Annotated in this window: 12 protein-coding genes; 7 read left to right on the forward strand and 5 right to left on the reverse strand. The window is 53.9% G+C overall.

Translation table 11 applies throughout. The features are described 5' to 3' along the window. Nucleotides 1-38: 38 nt before the first annotated feature. Complete coding sequence (locus tag TMES_RS04250) at nucleotides 39-1,250, forward strand: siderophore-interacting protein (RefSeq protein ID WP_085579643.1); 1,212 nt, start codon at nucleotides 39-41, stop codon at nucleotides 1,248-1,250. Between the two features lie 103 nt (nucleotides 1,251-1,353). Beyond that, nucleotides 1,354-1,797, forward strand: coding sequence for a manganese-binding transcriptional regulator MntR (gene mntR / locus TMES_RS04255; RefSeq protein WP_085579645.1), 444 nt, complete (start codon nucleotides 1,354-1,356; stop codon nucleotides 1,795-1,797). A gap of 68 nt (nucleotides 1,798-1,865) precedes the next feature. Here mntR and TMES_RS22750 read toward each other — a convergent pair whose 3' ends face one another. Then, nucleotides 1,866-2,657: a phytanoyl-CoA dioxygenase family protein gene (locus TMES_RS22750; protein WP_158091184.1), complete on the reverse strand. Its 792-nt coding sequence runs from the start codon at nucleotides 2,655-2,657 to the stop codon at nucleotides 1,866-1,868. A 72-nt stretch (nucleotides 2,658-2,729) separates the two neighbouring features. Here TMES_RS22750 and TMES_RS22755 point away from each other — a divergent pair, with 72 nt between their 5' ends. Further along, nucleotides 2,730-3,224 carry a hypothetical protein gene (locus TMES_RS22755; protein ID WP_158091185.1) on the forward strand — a complete coding sequence of 165 codons (495 nt, stop codon included), beginning with the start codon at nucleotides 2,730-2,732 and terminating at the stop codon, nucleotides 3,222-3,224. 157 nt (nucleotides 3,225-3,381) lie between these two features. On the opposite strand, the gene TMES_RS04265 is transcribed toward TMES_RS22755, so the two are convergent. The 4 genes from TMES_RS04265 to TMES_RS04280 form a co-directional block, all read right to left on the reverse strand. Next, the gene (locus TMES_RS04265; RefSeq protein WP_085579649.1) at nucleotides 3,382-3,942 is read right to left on the reverse strand and encodes a GNAT family N-acetyltransferase; all 561 of its coding nucleotides are present in this window, start codon (nucleotides 3,940-3,942) and stop codon (nucleotides 3,382-3,384) included. 55 nt (nucleotides 3,943-3,997) lie between these two features. Then, on the reverse strand, nucleotides 3,998-4,351 hold the full coding sequence (locus TMES_RS04270; protein WP_085579651.1) for a DUF6916 family protein: 354 nt from the start codon (nucleotides 4,349-4,351) through the stop codon (nucleotides 3,998-4,000). Nucleotides 4,352-4,524: 173 nt separating this feature from the next. Continuing rightward, a complete protein-coding gene (locus TMES_RS04275; RefSeq protein ID WP_085579653.1) occupies nucleotides 4,525-5,157 on the reverse strand; it encodes a phage tail protein in 633 nt (210 codons plus the stop codon). Nucleotides 5,158-5,329: 172 nt separating this feature from the next. Further along, a complete protein-coding gene (locus TMES_RS04280; RefSeq protein WP_085579655.1) occupies nucleotides 5,330-5,941 on the reverse strand; it encodes a phage tail protein in 612 nt (203 codons plus the stop codon). A 537-nt stretch (nucleotides 5,942-6,478) separates the two neighbouring features. Here TMES_RS04280 and TMES_RS04285 point away from each other — a divergent pair. From TMES_RS04285 to TMES_RS04300, 4 genes are all read left to right on the forward strand, one after another. After that, nucleotides 6,479-13,270 carry a DUF4347 domain-containing protein gene (locus TMES_RS04285; RefSeq protein WP_085579657.1) on the forward strand — a complete coding sequence of 2,264 codons (6,792 nt, stop codon included), beginning with the start codon at nucleotides 6,479-6,481 and terminating at the stop codon, nucleotides 13,268-13,270. A gap of 83 nt (nucleotides 13,271-13,353) precedes the next feature. Next, complete coding sequence (locus TMES_RS04290) at nucleotides 13,354-14,952, forward strand: TolC family protein (protein WP_158091186.1); 1,599 nt, start codon at nucleotides 13,354-13,356, stop codon at nucleotides 14,950-14,952. A gap of 89 nt (nucleotides 14,953-15,041) precedes the next feature. Further along, the gene (locus TMES_RS04295) at nucleotides 15,042-15,896 is read left to right on the forward strand and encodes an efflux RND transporter periplasmic adaptor subunit (protein WP_158091187.1); all 855 of its coding nucleotides are present in this window, start codon (nucleotides 15,042-15,044) and stop codon (nucleotides 15,894-15,896) included. A gap of 62 nt (nucleotides 15,897-15,958) precedes the next feature. Then, on the forward strand, nucleotides 15,959-17,308 hold the full coding sequence (locus TMES_RS04300) for an efflux RND transporter periplasmic adaptor subunit (protein ID WP_085579663.1): 1,350 nt from the start codon (nucleotides 15,959-15,961) through the stop codon (nucleotides 17,306-17,308). Nucleotides 17,309-17,320: the final 12 nt, after the last annotated feature.

A 17,320-nucleotide genomic window follows, 5' to 3' on the forward strand; every position in this document is an offset into this window, starting at 1 on the left:
CTTCGTTTGATTCTGCAAGCATTACGGGCTTTGACATCATGACTTCGAAACTTGTTCGGGCGCACACACAGGTAACGGTCCCGGATCCTGCCGCCGCATGCGATGTTTTGGCGACATTTTACCGCGACAATGATTGCAGCGTTTCGATGGATGGCAAGGACCACGTTATTTCGATATCGCTTGGTACGGTGCGGCTTGGCGCGCGCGACACTGCGATATCGATCGACATTGCAGCCGCCACCGACGCCGCTATTAGCCAGCTTAAAACCGGTGTGATCACGATGGTCGATCAACGCGTACCCGGGGCAAACCTTGATTGCCGCTGGCACGGGGCAGGGCAAAACAGCGAAAAAGGCAGCAAACTGCCCAATTTTCGCGAATTAACCGTCGGCCATGTGCAGGATTTAGGGCCGAATATGCGCCGCCTTCGTTTGCATGGCGATGATTTAAACCCTTATCTGGGCGGGGCCATTCATGTGCGCCTGATTATCCCGCCGCAAGGAGCAAGCACCCCGAAATGGCCGACCATGGGCGAAAACGGGTTGCCGGTTTGGCCGCAGGGCGAGGATAAGGTTGAGCCCCGGGTTTATACCATTCGCCAGATCAATGCCGATGAAGGCTGGATGGAGATTGATTTTGTTGTCCATGGCGATAACGGGCCGGGGTCGCGTTTTGCCAATAATGCCACACCGGGCCAGTTTGTGGGCGTCACCGGGCCGATTGGCAGCGATTTGCCGCAGGCAGACTGGTATTTGTTTGCCGCCGATGAAACGGGGCTTCCCGCGGTTTGCCGGTATCTGGAAGAATTGCCTGCGGACAAAACCGGCCATGTGATTTTTGAAGTTTCCAGCCCGAAAGCCAAAATGACTGTGCCACACCATCCGGGGTTTGATCTGGGCTGGGTTTATCGCGATGGCAGCGCGCCCGACGGGGCACATCACACCCCTGTGCCCGATCATCATAATAGCATTGCGGGGGCGGTGGGGCCTATGGGGGCGCGCGTTGGAACCCAAGCCGGTTTAACGCGCACAGGCCCGAACCCGAACCCTGAACCGAATGCGGCCGACATGTCGCCGTTTGCGGCATCCATTTGTGCCATTCCGGTGCCAGCAGATGACCAGCGTGTTTATTGCTGGACGGCGACAGAACAGAAAATTTATCGCCAGTTGCACAGCCATTTTCGCAAGGACGTGAAACTGGGGCGCGATCAATGCCTTGTTATGACGTTCTGGCGGGCCGAGGCGCATTAATCGGGGCCGTTTTTGAGAAGGGATTAAAAGTTAGCCGATGCTAAATTGATTTTTGCTTTTGAAATTGGTATGACAATTCATTACGCAAAAGCAGGAGACGGGAATGGCCGGCGGGGCGGCGCTTCCACCCAAGGAAAATCACGCGGAAACCTTTGCCCGACTTCGCGACGCCCATGCGCGCGAGGTGACGGAAGATTACGTGGAAATGATTGCTGACCTGATCGTTGAAGAAGGCGAGGCGCGGGCCGTTTCGCTTGCGGAGCGTTTTGGCGTTACCCCTGCGACTGTTAATAATACCATCAAGCGGCTGGAGCGTGACGGCTTTGTTTCCAGTCGGCCTTACCGCTCGATCTTTCTGACCGATGCAGGTCAGACCCTGGCCGACAAGTGCCGGGACCGGCACAAGATTGTGTATGATTTCCTGATCGCCCTCGGCCTTGACGCCCAGATCGCGGAATTTGATGCCGAAGGCATCGAACATCACGTCAGCGCCGAAACACTGGATGTTTTTCGCGCCTTTACAAAAAGCAGCAAGGGCGAGATCTGACGGTAATGCCTGCGCAAAGAGAGGCTGCGTGTTTAAATCGGGCAGTTAGGGCATTTTCGATTTGCAGCTTAGCCGTAGTTTGCGGTTTCCAGTCTTAACGTGTTGGCCTCAATGCTGTTTGTACAAGCGATTTCGGGCAATGAAACATCGCTGAAACGGCCTGCTGCGCGCACAAGGGCACAATAGTTTTGCGCTGTTGCCAGCAAGGCTTGCTGTTGGGCAATCCAGGATGGTGTCATGGTTGGATTGGCACCGGCCTGTTGCGGGTGACGAAATTCGACATACAAGGTTCGGCGGCAATCTGTTTTGGTCAGGGCATCGGAGCAATGAACCAGCATCACATCGTGAGCAATGATGTCACCCGCTTTAACCGGAATGCTGTGTGATGAAATGCTCAGTTGGTCTTTGATCTTTGGTGATCGCTGCTGGATCAGTGTTGCGATATCGGCCCGGTTGTGGTGACTGCCCGGAATAATGCGCAAGGCACCGTTATTGCTCGATGCGTCATCCAGATATAACCCAACCGTGTAAATCGGTCCTTGGCGGTCATGGATCATGTCTTGATGCCAGATGATTTTCTGGGCTTCGCCGCGATTGCGAAATTGCACCGACAAATAAACAGGAACGGCATCTGGTCCACATAATTGTTTGCCAAGGCCAGTAATTGCCGGATGACCGAGGAAAAACAGCGCCAGTGCGGCGTCCTGTTTCAAGAGCTGCTCGATGCGAAAGACCTTCGCAACCGGATTGACGCCACCGTCATTGGCAAAATCAATCAGGCAGTCGTTGGGGGTTTGTCCCTGTTTATGCCGGGCCAACAAATTTTGACATAGCAGGTCGAGACGGTTTGTGATGAGCATCCTGTCATCTGGCGTGATGGCGGAGTTAACATGGTGAATGCCAGAATCTGCAGTCAGGAATAATGTCTGATCATGATCCGGGAGGTCGAGGTCTGTCGTCGGGGTTTGGTGGTTTTGCCGAAAATTTCTTGCGCCGTGCACGGGGGGCTGAGCCGGAGGCGAAGTTATATTATTTGGTGTATTGGCAGTGTTTTCGGATGCAAAATCGGGCCGTTCGCGAAGCCACTGCGTCATGTTAGGGAATGTTGCGATATCCGCTGGTCTGGCGGGGTCATTTTCAGATGGTTGTGGTGTTGTCGTCATGTCAAAGCACATCAGCAGCGGGACACCGATGGTGCCGTTGGTCTGGAAGTGCTCAGCCAACCACGGCCCGCCGCCTTTATATCCGTTATTGTGAAAAACAATTTCAGTTGGCAGCTTGATCGCGCAGGCGGCAGCATAGGACCAGGCAAGGGCGGCCATTTCTTCGCCGCCGTCATCACCAACATTTCCATTGGCTGCCTTGCGGCGATTCGGGGACATAACTGCCAGATGGCCAGCTTCGTGAAGGATATCACCCGGATGTAATAGTTGATCACGGTCAAGAATTAGTCCGCCCCGGCGCACATATATGCCCGGCAAAAACGCAGGACCGGGCAGAGGTCCAAATGACACTGGAATGCCAATAGCGTTCAAAAACCCGGTTATTTGCTTAATTTGTTCCAGCCGAGGCGATGTCCCCATTTTAAACTGTACCCGTTGCGGCCTTGCGCGGTTTGATATCGGAATTGCCGTTCATTTCGGTGCTGGTGGGAAACCACACCAGCCGCGCATGAACGTCATCAGAGATGGAAGCATCTTCCTGAAAACCGTAATTTAACAGGTAACTGAGCAAAACCACATTGTCGCGCCGTGTCGGAACAATAAGCGGGCGGCGTGTTTGTGCTGCCGCCTTCATGATCCATTGTATGATACCCGAACCATAGCCTTTGTTCTGGGCTTTTTTGATGAAATTCAGGTCAATCAATCGTAATTCAACAGGACCGATATCCAGCGTTACCCGGCCAATGCGCGACCCGCTTTTTTCCAGAATCAGATAGATGGCATTGGGAAACGTGCTGCCATAGCCGTTGACTTGCGCGTCAAGCTGCATGTCGATGGTCATGTCTATGAAATCCGGGTTGGCATCAACTGCTTTCAGGTCATCCCGGTTATCGCGAAACAGTTTTGCCAGAAAATCCTTGTCGCTGGCCCGGGCCGGGCGTGCGGATATGCCGTGTGGCAGGGCTACTGTACCAGCAATCATTGTTTCCCCCTTTTGTGCTGTTCTGTTGTGTTGGTGCGCTCAAAATTCGTCGCTGTTAGCCAAAAACAATCTGGAAGTATGCCCCTGCAGGTAAGCGCGGTGGGCGCAAAATACGCTGGATGGAGACAGTGTCGACCGACCCTTGCTCCAGCCCATGCATGTCTGCGATCAGGTCTTTGACGTTCAGGATTGGATTTTCCTGCTTGGTTGAGGCATGAAAAACAAGTGTGAAGGGGGTGCGGGTGCTGTCGGGACCTGCCCCATCGGGGTTTTCGCGGCACTCGACAAGCGTCACCGGCAAGGAATGGCTCTGTGCCGAAAAGATGAACGTGCTTTCAAGGCGGGGGATGAATATTTCCGCTGTGATTTTGGCCAGGGAGAGAGGGCCGGGCGTTGTTGTTTCAGTCATATGGTCTATCTCTTTGTCGGTGTCATGAAATCGGGCTTTGGCGATATTGTGCCGCCCGTTATTTCGTCAATTTTTCTGCACCGGCACGATCTTTATATGCCGGGTATTGCGAGGGGGAATATTCCCCCTCGCCTGGACGCAGCCCGGTTTTCTTTTCGCGTCGGCTTTGGCTTTTAGTCGCGTGCTGGATACAATCCCTGCACGCAAATGCAATAATTGATCACCTGACTTGGCTGATAGAGCGCGAATTCCCGCCCGGAGCCGGTGTCGTCAATCGTGAATGCATTATTGTTAAAGCCACTGGCGCTGCCTGTGGTTGTGACGCCACCGAGCGGAATCGTGCTTGTTACGTTGTTAGCGGGCACATATAAATTGTCGGTAAGGCTTAATGCAGACCCGGGTGAGCCAAGATAATCACCAGCTGAAGGGGTTTGTGTTTCACCCTTTTGAGCGGCAACTTCAAACATTACGTCAATACCTGTTCCGCCGCCACCGCCGCCATATGTGTGGCTGTGGCTGTGGGGTGGAAGCTCTTCCGTTGCGAGGGCGTGATACGGGGCACCCACTTTCTGACCTTGAGGAATATGGGGAAGACCCGGTCCGTCCAGGCTCCCGATGGCCGTTCTACCTCTTAGATCGGGTAAGCCATAGGTAACGCGTGCGTCCCCGCCATATATATTGCCGAGCAGCGAAAACAGGGCCTGGTTTTGGCTAATCGGTAAAAGGGCACCACTGCAATAAGCCCAGTTGCGCGGCACAAATTGAAATCCAAGGGCCCATATGACGCCCATATATGTTTCGTCCATTTATTCCTCCGGTAAGTCTGATGGCATTGTCGCGTGATGATATTTACGGTAGTTACCGTTTTGGTTTCAGACAGTTGACGTCATTGTGCTGAAACTGTGACGCCGGTTTTGCCATGATTGATGTCGGTCCCCTCAGACAGGCATCTGCAAGGACAGGTTTGTCGTTTCGTGTCTAGTTTCGCGACGGAAAGATACCAAACAGGCAAATTGAATAATTGATCGCCAGGATGGGCTGCACAATATCGATGGGAATGTTGCCGCCAGTGTTGGCAATGACAAAGTCGTTGTTGTTAAATCCGCCCCCTGCTGAACCTGCAATGGCAGCTGTCGGGTTGGCTCCACCTTCTGCTGCGGGTACATATAAAAATCCGGACGGGCCTAAATTATTGGCAGGCAGGCCAATAAAGTCTCCATCGTTTGGCACCTGGACTGTTCCCGCTTTTTTGGAAACATGAAGGGCACCTGGGGTGTTTCCACCGTTATATGCGTGTGCGTGGCTATGGCTCGGCATGTTGAGGGTCGTCAATGTGAACGATGGCATGCCTGTTCGTTCGCCGATTTCATAACGGGGCAGGCCCGGGCCTTCTCCGTAGCCCAGAGGAACCCGGCTTCTTAGGTCGGGCAGGGCGAAAGTGGTCCGGCCATCACCGCCATATATTGTGCTGATAAGGCTAAAAAGTGCGGTGTTTTGTGAAATGGCAATTAATTGCCCTCTGCATAACGACCAGTTGCGCGGTGCAAAGTCAAATCCCAGCGCCTGGATAACCCCGATATAACCTTCCATGATGTCCCCTCGTGTTTTGAATTGTTTTCTATCTCTGGTATTATCAGCATCGAGATTTTAATTGGTCAATTTAAGATTGCCAGAACATAAAAAAATACGCGAATTGATGTCATTTTTGTATATAAACAAGTATATAAGATGGCCGTATAGGAAAGTTTTTCGCTTTAATCGTGGTGAATTCTCTGTCGAGTCGTAAAAGACGGTCTGCGAAGGTGATATTCACTTTTCTGTAACGATTACAGTTTTTTAGATTGTCCTGAGTTTGGTGGTGTGTTTCGTCGATGGGTAAAATATGTTTCGAAATTTGAACATTTTGACGGACGGCGAAGATGTGTCTCATTTGAATAGTAGACTATTCGAACAAATAGGTTTTTCCGAGAAATTTCAAAATTTTCGAGCCCTGAGCTTCTTGTGTATCGCGCAATAGTTGCAACTTGCCATTCATTGGGATAGTTATTTTTAACAGGTCTGAAATCAGGGCAGCTTTGGCTGTGTTTCAGATCAGGGGTTCAGGGAAAGCCTGTCGGGAGCATACAGATGACACATCTTGATCGTTTAAAAAGCGCAACAGCGCTGGTGGATGGCGGGTTTTCGCGAATTCAGCCGATGTGTCTGGAGCCGCGTTTTATGTTTGATGCTGCTGGTGCCGCAACCGGGGCCGAGGCCGCCCATGACGCACAGGCACAGGCCGAGGCCGCCGCTGCTGATCCCTCCGGTCATGACAACAGTGCCGGGGATGGGAATACATCCGATGCGTCATCTGATAATGGCGGCAGCGACGCCAGTCCTGCAGCTTCATCCACCGGTGATACCGGGGGAAGTGATGCGGCGACTGTAACGCCCGACGCCATCCCGGCAAATAATGACCAGCAAATACATGAAGTTGCCCTGATCGATACGACGATTGAAGGCTACGAAAAACTGGCAGCAGGCTTTTCCAGCGATGTTACGGTTATTACCTTCCAGTCAGACGGGTCTTTGTCACAGATAGCTGACTTGTTGTCTTCTTACAGCCAGATTGATGCGGTTCATTTGGTATCGCATGGATCAATTGGTGCCATTAATCTGGGCGGAACGGTGATTGGTATTGATGATCTCTCCGGTCAGTCCGATGCTCTTGCTGAAATTGGCACCCATCTTACCGAAACAGGCGATATTCTGCTGTATGGTTGCGACGTGGGCAGTGATCAGCAGGGCATGGCATTTGTTGGCGCTATGGCAAGCCTGACTGGGGCGGATGTGGCTGCATCGAACGATGCGACCGGTGCGACAGACCAAGGCGGGGACTGGGATCTGGAAGTATCAAGCGGAAGCATTGAAACGGCTGTTTTGCTTTCCGAGACAGCCCGTAATGGTTTTGATGCGTTGCTGGCAGCAAGCGAGACATATGATGACAAGACTTCGACAGGTTATGGCATAAGTACTGGTGTTACGACGATAGATGTCGGTGACTGGACATATACGTCTACGGTTTCAACCAACTTTGTTGTTGGTGAGGATTCTGGTTACACAACGCCGACTACTCTTACCACGGATGGATCTGGAACCGATAAGGTTCTTGAAATAAATGGGTCCTATATATCACAAAATACTAATCCGCTTACCCTCACTGTTACGGCGAAGGATGGCAGTACCTTCACCCTGTCGTCGTTTGATTTTGGCATATTCGGCTCAACGGATCCTAATCGGGAAGCCACAATTACTGTTTACAATGGGGCAACGCCTCTGGGGACTTTTGCTTTCCAACTCGCGACAGGTAGTTCGGGTGACGGAATAAGTTATGTCGCCAATACCGATGTCGATCCCAATTACAGTACCGGCCATTTCAGTTTTGATAGCAAATATGCAAATGCCACAAGCTTTTCGATTGCGATGACGGGACCTGGTACGTTTCAGATGGATAATCTTGTCGCCAATTCGGTTGCGGCAAATAGTGCGCCGACGGTTGCGGGGGTTCCAGCAGATGTCTCGGTTACCGAGGATGTTGCGAGCAATTTTGATCTGTCTGCTATTACCTTTGCCGATGCTGATGGTGATAACCTGACAGTGACGATTGCCGCAAGCGCCGGGAAATTTGCCGCGACCTCATCGGGCAGTGTTACTGTGGGCGGTTCTGGCACTGGTTCCCTGACCCTCACGGGGAGTGCGGCCAATATCAATACCTGGCTCGATACCACCAGCAACATCCAATATACCGGTGCATCGGATGCATCGGGCGACAATGCTGCGACCTTTACGGTCCACGCCAATGACGGCACCACGAACCCGCAGGTCGGCGGCGGCAATATTGATATTACCGCCGTGAATGACGATCCAACATCGGAAAGCTCGACCGATTCAAATGAAACCGGCTTCCCCCTCGATTTGACATTTGCCGAATATACGCAGGCGCCGCTTGATCTGACATCCATCAATCTTGTGGATGTCGACAGCGGGTCGGGTGACCTTACACTGGTTTTAACGGCAAGCTCGGGCACGTTCTCGTTGGCGTCCTCCAGTGGTGCTCTCGATCTTTCAGGGAATGGCACGGGCACAATTACCCTTGTTGGCACGCTGGCTGATCTCGAGGCATATATCGACCAGCCGACCAATATTAATTATAAGGGGGCCGCGAATGTCAACGGCACCGGCGAGAAGATTACCGTTACCCTCAAAGATGGGGGCAATACCGGGACCGGTGGCGGTAGCACCGTTACGCTTGGGGATATTAACCTGAGTATTACCGCCATTGATGACGCGCCAGAGGCGAGCGCGCCAACAGATGTGACGGTGTTTACCGACACCCTAAGCAACCTTGATCTGTCGGCGCTTGATTTTGCCGATGTTGACAGCACGGCTTTGACTGTAACGCTTACGCTTAATGCCGGGACTTTTAGTACCGGGACTTTTTCCAGCCCGGCAGATGGTGGCGGTGTTGGCAGCGGAGTAACGGCCACTCTGCTGAATGCGACCACGATCACCCTTGCGGGCAGCATTACCGATATCAATGCCTATCTTGGTACTTCCAGCAACATCAAATACACCACGGCAAGTGGTGCCCAGGGCGATAATGTTGCGACAATTACGGTGAAAGCCAACGACGGCACAACAGATGCGACTGTTGCGACCATCAATATTGATGCAGAAGATCCAAATGATGCGCCTGTGCTGACACCGGCATCGCCCTCACTGACGGGCATTACCGAAGATGCGACAACAAATAGCGGCCAGACTGTTGGCAGCTTTTTGACCGGTGTCACTGACGCAGATACGGGAGCCGTGACAGGGATTGCCATTTCAGGATTAGCCAGCGGTAACGGAAGCTGGCAATACTCGACTGACGGGGGCAGTAACTGGACGAATGTTGGCGCGGTGTCGGAAACCAGTGCGCTTTTGCTGCGCTCAACCGATAAAGTGCGGTTTGTGCCCAATGGTGAAAACGCGACGACAGCCTCTATTAGCTACCATGCCTGGGATCAGACAGGGTCCGGTTCTGCTGGCAGCAAGGTTTCTGTGACATCGACGGGTGCCGATACTGCTTTTTCAACAGCAACCGATACGGCGTCTATAGCGGTAAGCTCTTTAAATGACGCGCCGACGGTCACCAACGGATCAACGGTGACGTTAACGGGAACGGATGAGGGAACAACCTCGTCAGGCACGGCTGTTTCGACGGTTTTGACCGGTGCAGGTTATGGCGATGTTGATACCGGGGCATCATCGGGTATTGCCATTACCGGCATGACGGGCAACGGGACGTGGGAATATTCGACCAATGGTACAACCTGGAAAGCGGTTGGTGCGGCATCGTCGGGTGCTGCTGTATTGTTAAGTTCCTCAAGCCAGGTGCGGTATGTGCCGGACGGCGACAATGGGGAAACGGCAACCCTGTCGTTCAAGGCGTGGGATACCACCAACGGTACGGCGTCGACAAATACAACGGTAAGTACTGCCGATACCTCGACCTCGGGGGGGACGTCTGCCTTTTCCAGCAACGGGGCCTCGGCCAGTATTGTTGTTTCCGGTGTCAATGACGCGCCGACAGTGACAAATGGTGCCACGGTAACCCTGACAGGCACGAGCGAAGATACGACCTCTACAGGCAAGGCGATCAGCGATATTCTGACCTCTGCGGGCTACGCCGACGTTGATACCGGAGCATCATCGGGTATTGCCATTACCGGCATGACGGGTAACGGGACGTGGGAATATTCGACAGATGGCACAACCTGGAAAGCGGTTGGTGCGGCATCGTCGGGTGCTGCTGTGTTGTTAAGTTCCTCAAGCCAGGTGCGTTATGTGCCAGATGGTGATAACAGCGAAACGGCAACGCTGTCGTTTAATGCGTGGGATGCGACCAGCGGCACGGCGTCGACAAATACAACGGTAAGTACCGTCGATACCTCGACCTCGGGTGGGACTTCGGCATTTTCCACCGGTGCGGCCACGGCCAGCATTGCTGTAAGTAGTGTCAATGATGCGCCGACGGTCACCAACGGATCAACGGTGACGTTAACGGGAACGGATGAGGGAACGACTTCGTCAGGCACGGCTGTTTCGACGGTTTTGACCGGTGCAGGTTATGGCGATGTTGATACCGGGGCGGCTTCCGGTATTGCCATTACCGGCATGACGGGCAACGGGACGTGGGAATATTCGACCGACGGCACAACCTGGAAAGCAGTTGGTGCGGCATCGTCGGGTGCTGCTGTATTGTTAAGTTCCTCAAGCCAGGTGCGGTATGTGCCGGACGGCGACAATGGGGAAACGGCAACCCTGTCGTTCAAGGCGTGGGATACCACCAGCGGTACGGCGTCGACAAATACAACGGTAAGTACTGCCGATACCTCGACCTCGGGGGGGACGTCTGCCTTTTCCAGCAACGGGGCCTCGGCCAGTATTGTTGTTTCCGGTGTCAATGACGCGCCGACAGTGACCGACAACGCCGTTGTGACGCTGACGGGAACAAATGAAGACACAACGTCTTCTGCCGTCTCGATTAGCGACATTTTGACATCGGCAGGATATGCCGATGCTGATGTGGGGGCGTCGTCCGGCATTGCAATTACGGGCCTTACCGGAAACGGGACCTGGCAATACTCCCTTAACGGTACAGACTGGACAACAATCAGTGCGGCATCGCCCGCTGCTGCTGTTCTTTTGTCCTCGACGACACAGGTGCATTTTGTTCCCAATGACCAAAACGGTGAAACGGCTACGCTGTCGTTTAAGGCGTGGGATACCACCAGCGGCACGGCGTCGACCAATGGAGTTATTAATTCGGGTGATACCACCATATCGGGCGGAAACGCGGCTTTTTCCAGCGAAGACGCATCGATCAAGATTGTTGTCAGCGATGTTAATGATGCCCCTGATCTAACAAACGGTGCAACGGTGCCGTTAACAGGTACAAACGAAGCCACCACATCGTCGGGTACGGCTGTTTCGGCCATTCTGACGGGGGCAGGCTATAGCGATGTTGATACATCGGCGACTTCAGGGATTGCGATTACCGGCAAGACCGGGAATGGCACGTGGCAATATTCAACCGATGGCACCAGTTGGGTGGACATCACCTCTGCTGCGGGCAACGCGGCTGTATTGCTGACCTCGACCAGTCAGGTGCGGTATATCCCTGATGGTAATAACGGCGAAACAGCAACGCTTTCGTTCAAGGCGTGGGATCAGGCCACAGGTGCGGCATCGACAAATGGTGGCGTTAGTACCGCAGACGCAACGACATCGGGCGGGACCTCGGCGTTTTCCAGTAACACGGCCTCGGCAAGCCTGACGGTTACTGATGTAAATGATGCCCCGACACTGACAAATGGCGGCGTTGTTACGCTGCCGACAACAAACGAAGATACCACGTCTTCGGGAACGGCAGTTTCGGCTATTCTGACAGGTGCCGGTTATGCTGACGCTGATACCGGTGCGAACTCCGGGATTGCGATTACCGGCCTGACCGGCAATGGCACATGGCAATATTCTACGGATGGTACAACCTGGGTAACAATTGGCCCGGCATCGACCACTTCGGCCTTGTTGCTTAATTCTTCCAGCCAGGTGCGGTTTGTGCCAGATGGTAAAAATGGTGAAACGGCGTCGCTTTCATTTAAAGCATGGGACCAGACCACCGGGGTGGCGTCGACATCGGGAATTCGAAACACGGCCGATACCACAACATCTGGCGGAACAGCTGCCTTTTCAAACGAAGTTGCATCGACCAAAATTGTTGTCAGCAATGTTAATGATGCGCCAACGGGGCCAGGTGGCTTGCCGGGTGTAACGGTCGAAAATGGCGGGCCGTTAAATTATTCGTTGTCGGTGGCGGGGTTTGCCGATGTTGATGGCGATAATTTGACCTTTACGGCAACGCTGGCAGATGGATCTGCCCTGCCGCAATGGCTGAGCTATAGCGTGAATGGCACCAATGTTACCTTTAGCGGCACCGTGCCGGGTGACTTTATCGGAAATATCGCGCTTCGGATTACCGCGACCGAAGATGCATCCGCACATTTAACCGCGACCAGCGATTTGACCATCAATGTTCAGCCGCGCCCGACTGTTGTGCCGCCTGCACCGCCATCCGCGCCAGATCCGGCGCCCGTGCCACCGGTTATGGCACCACCGGGTAATGGAAGCCTTGGTGACGCAGGGACGCCGGTGAGTTCTGCGATTGATTTTGGCGGTCGGAACAATGGCGATATTGCGCAGCCGGTGACGGGGCAGTTGGGCAGTTTAAGCCCGATTGATACCAGCCCGACGCCTGTTATGGCCGGGTTCGAAAGTGCAACACCGCCCTCGATTTTCGGGGACAGTGGCGGGCAAACCATTTTTGGCGGCGATGTAGGTGGCGGAACGGGTATTCTTGCCGCGCGGAGCCAGTTGATTACATCGCAAGGGTCTGGTGTTGGCGGACAGGGGCCTGCGAATGGGGCAACTGGCAATGGACCAGATGGGAGCGGGGGGAATGATCTGCCTTCGGGGAATGAAGATATAAATGGCGGTGGTGGTTCAAATGCTGCACCGGCAGGGAACGTGCCCGCAGAACAGGCCCCGGAGCAAGGTGAGCAGGACGGTAGCGCGGAACCATCTTCCGATAATTCACCTTCTGCAGCGTCGCCGGATGGTGCCCCTGATAATTCGTCGGGGAATGAAAATGGCGACGTTCCGCCTTCGGATGCAGGCAATGTTCAGGGAAGCCTGATGGTACCTGGCATGTCGCCGTTCGATACTGCTGCAAATACTGATTTTACCGACCAGTTGGCAGGCGCTGGCAATGCATTTGATCGTCATGCCAGCCTGTTGTCGAACGCTTTGTCACATTATGACGCGTCAGCCGCTTAAGGGCTGACGCGCTAACTGCATTTTACGATTTGTTTTGGGGCTGCCGGTTCAGGATGAACCGGCAGAAAGTAGGGAGATCGGGATTGTTTAGCAGTTCTGTGCGATTGAACAGCGCGCGGTTGCGTAAGGGCATTGTGCCTGTTGCCGTGTTGGGGACGTTACTGTTGGCCGGTTGTGCGGTAACGCCAGAGCCGCTAACCCAGGCCGAAAATGATAGCCGGGTCCAGTCGGATTTAAACCGGCTGTTTGCCAATCAGGAAAAAATAGATGGTCCGTTAACGCTTGATGATGCGATTGCACGGGCGTTGAAATACAATCTCGACCATCGGTTAAAGCTGATGGAAGAAGCGGTTTCGATGGGGCAGCTTGACGTTGCCAATGTCAATTTACTGCCTGATGTGGTCGCTAAAACCGGCTGGACCACGCGGAATAACCGTGACAGCACGTTTAATGAACAAAAGACATCCACGTCGGTGAGTTCGGACCGCACCATTCGCAAATCCGACCTTTCGGTAAGCTGGAACGTGCTGGATTTTGCCATTGGCTATATGCGTGCTCATCAGCAGGCTGATATGGCCCTGATTGTGGCCGAACGCCGCCGTCAGGTCATTCATAGTGTGGTGAATGAAACCCGTGGGGCCTATTGGCGCGCTGTTGCTGCCGATCGTGCGCTCAAGGATTTTGATCAGGTACTCGACCGGGTGCGAGGTGCGCTTGGCCGCTCGCAAAAGCAGGTTGACGAAGGTCTTGGCGGGCAGCTTGATGCGTTAAGCTATCAGGAAGACTTGCTCGTGACCTTGCGCGAGCTGGAAACCCGGCGTCGTCAGCTGGTGGAAGCCCGCACCGAACTTGCCGTTTTGATGAATATTCATCCTGACAGCGAATTTACCCTGGTCGATAGCAGCACAGAAAACCATCCATTGCCGTCAATCGCCATGAATTCTGACGAACTTGAACTTGAAGCGTTGCATAACCGCTCTGAATTGCGATCAGAAGCCTATCAGTTGCGGATCAACCAGCGCGATTCAAAAATTGCCCTGATCCAGATGGTGCCGGGCTTGAATTTTTCGGCCGGAATCAATCACACGACCGATAGCTACAAGGTGAATTCGCGCTGGTATGACGGGGCATTAAACTTGTCGTGGAACCTGATGCAGGTATTTAAGGCTCCGGCAAATATGAAGCTGGCCGATACGCAAGTTGAACTGTCAAAGATACGTAGCCTTGCGTTGAGCATGGCCGTGATCAGCCAGGTTAATATTGCGCAATTGCGGTTTAACCATGCGGTCGATGATTTCAAACTGGCGGACCGGATTTCAAACGTGCAGGGCCGAATAGTGAGCAGCATGCAGGCTCAGCGCTCGGCCAATACCGTGGGGGAAAGTGATGAAATTCGCGCGCAGGTGCGTTCATTGCTTTCCGGGCTGCAACGCGACATGGCCTATGCTGACTTGCAGGCCGCCTATGGGCAGGTTTTTGCGTCCATCGGCGTTGATCCGTTGCCAGGCGATGTTGTCGATGACTCTCTTAACAGCGTTGCCAAGGGTATTCACACCGTGATGAACCAGTGGCAGCATGGGCAGTTTGATGCCCGTGGTGTTGTCGCTGGGACCGAGACTGTGGCGGTGCCCGACGGTGATGACACCGCCATGATTGATAGCCACGCGCAGGCAACACAATGATCGCTAATGGCCTGAATATTGTGCGGGCACGCCGATCAGCACCTGCTCGTGCAGTATTTTGGGCCGCATTAACACTGATGGGCGGCTTTATGCTGCCCATCAACGGGTTTGCACAATCAGCCAGCACCAACCCGACAAACGACCCTGTTGCCGCGCCACAAGCGTTGCGGCCTTATGATGTGCCTGGTATGAATATGCCGACGCTGGAAGATCGCGCCGATGCCAAGCGGATCAATATTTACGGCAATATTGATCAAAAGCCGGTGGGTGAGACGATGAGCGAAGCCCGGGCGTTGGTGACAACGCGCAGCCGGGCTTTGTTATCAGCCGAAATTCCCGGCCGTATCGCCGATATGCCCAAACGGCCCGGCACCCGGTTTGCCAAAGGCGACGTTTTGGTGGTGTTTGATTGTGCAGCTTATCGGGCGCAGCGCGCTGCCGTTGCCGCCGATTTGGCACAGGCCGCAGCGCAATATAAAGCCCAGCAACGATTGGCCGAATTGCGCACCGTGGGTGAGCTTGACGTGGTCATGGCGCAGGCGGCAGTTGAACGTGCCAAGGCACAGTTGCAGTTACAGGACGTTTATTTAAGCCGCTGCAAAATTACCGCCCCTTATGCCGGTGCCGTGGTGGAATGGCACAGCCAGCCCTACCAAACGGCCAATCCTGGTGATCAGTTGATTGAAATTGTGGGGTCTGGTGACCTTGAACTGGAATTGATTGTGCCGTCGCAATGGCTGGGCTGGTTAAAGGTGGGGCAGGCGATTACAGCCCGCATTGATGAAACCGACAGCGACGTTCGGGCCAAAGTGGCGCGCCTTGGGGCGCAGATTGACCCGGTGAGCCAGACGGTGAAAATCTATGCATCCCTTGGCGAGGACATCAAAACCTTGCTGCCCGGCATGAGCGGGCGTGCCGTTGTTGATGGTCATGTTTCCCAATAACGATTTTCTGGCCGGGTACGACATTGTCCCCCTCCCGTTCCACAACAGGCGACGATCTTCTTATGGTGCAAGAAAATCCGATAGGTGACACCCCCTGGGCGCTGTTGATGGGGATCGAACGGTCGATCCGTCATGCCGCAGATTTAACGGCATTTCGTTTTGCGGTGGTCAGCGAACCCCGGCGGCTGATTTCCTATCAGCAGGCGGTGCTGGTTGCCAAAGGCGGGGTGGGGAAATATCGCATTCTTTCGGTATCAAATGTGCCGACGCTGGATCGTAATGCGCCATATATCCGGTTCATGGAGCGACTGTTAAAAACAGTTGGCAGCAAAGGTGATTTAAGTAAAGCAGCGGCCCTGTCGCCGCGCACATTACCAGAAAAATTGCAGGTCGAATGGCAGGAGTTTTTGCCATCCCATGTGTTCTGGCAGCCCTTGAACGCGCCGGACGGTAGCGAAATTGGCGGTTTGGTTTTAATGCGCACGGCACCCTGGCAAGAAGCCGAACGGGTGTTGTTAGATCAACTCGCTGATTCAATCGGGCATGCCTGGAGTTCGCTTTTAAAACCATCAGCACGGTTGCGTAAATCGCGACCGGGGTTAAAAAAGTTTACCAGTCTTGGTGTCGCCATTGTCCTGTTGGCGGCATTGGCGTTGCCCGTGCATCAAAGTGTGATTGCCCCGGCTGATGTGATTGCTCATGACCCGGTGCCGGTAGCCGCCCCGATTAACGGTGTTATTCGCGATATCAATGTTCGCCCCAATGCCGAGGTAAAGGCCGGGGATGTTTTGTTTTCGTTCGAAGATGCGGAATTGCGCGCCAATTACCAGGTTGCCTTGCGATCGGTTGACGAGGCTGATGCCGAGCTGCGCCGGGCCGCCCAACAGGCCTTTGGCGATGCCAAGGGCCGGGCCGAGGTGGCGCTGCGCAAGGCACGGTTGGCGTTGCGTCAGGAACAGGCCCACTATGCGGGGTACCAATTATCGCAGGTGGATGTGATTGCACCGGTCGATGGTATTGCTGTGTTTGGCGACCCTAATCGCTGGCGCGGGCGCCCGGTTTCAACCGGAGAACAGGTGATGTCGCTGGCCCGGGCCGATCAGGCGGAACTGGCAATTTACATTCCGGTATCCGATGCAATTAACCTGGAACCCGGTGCAGATGTGCGGCTGTTTTTAGATGTGGATCCGTTGCATTCGGTTCCTGCAACACTGGAACTTTCATCCTATCAACCGGTGAGAACCCCCGAAGGTGTGCTGGCCTATCGCGCCATTGCCCGTTTTGGCACAGATAACCCGCCGCCGCGTATCGGTCTTAAAGGATCGGCCAAATTGCTGGGTGATGAAGTTCCATTGGTGCTGTTTTTATTGCGTCGGCCGATTGTGGCCCTGCGCCAGAAAATCGGGATGTAACGACAATGGTAA

Source organism: Thalassospira mesophila, from assembly GCF_002115755.1.
Lineage (GTDB): Bacteria > Pseudomonadota > Alphaproteobacteria > Rhodospirillales > Thalassospiraceae > Thalassospira > Thalassospira mesophila.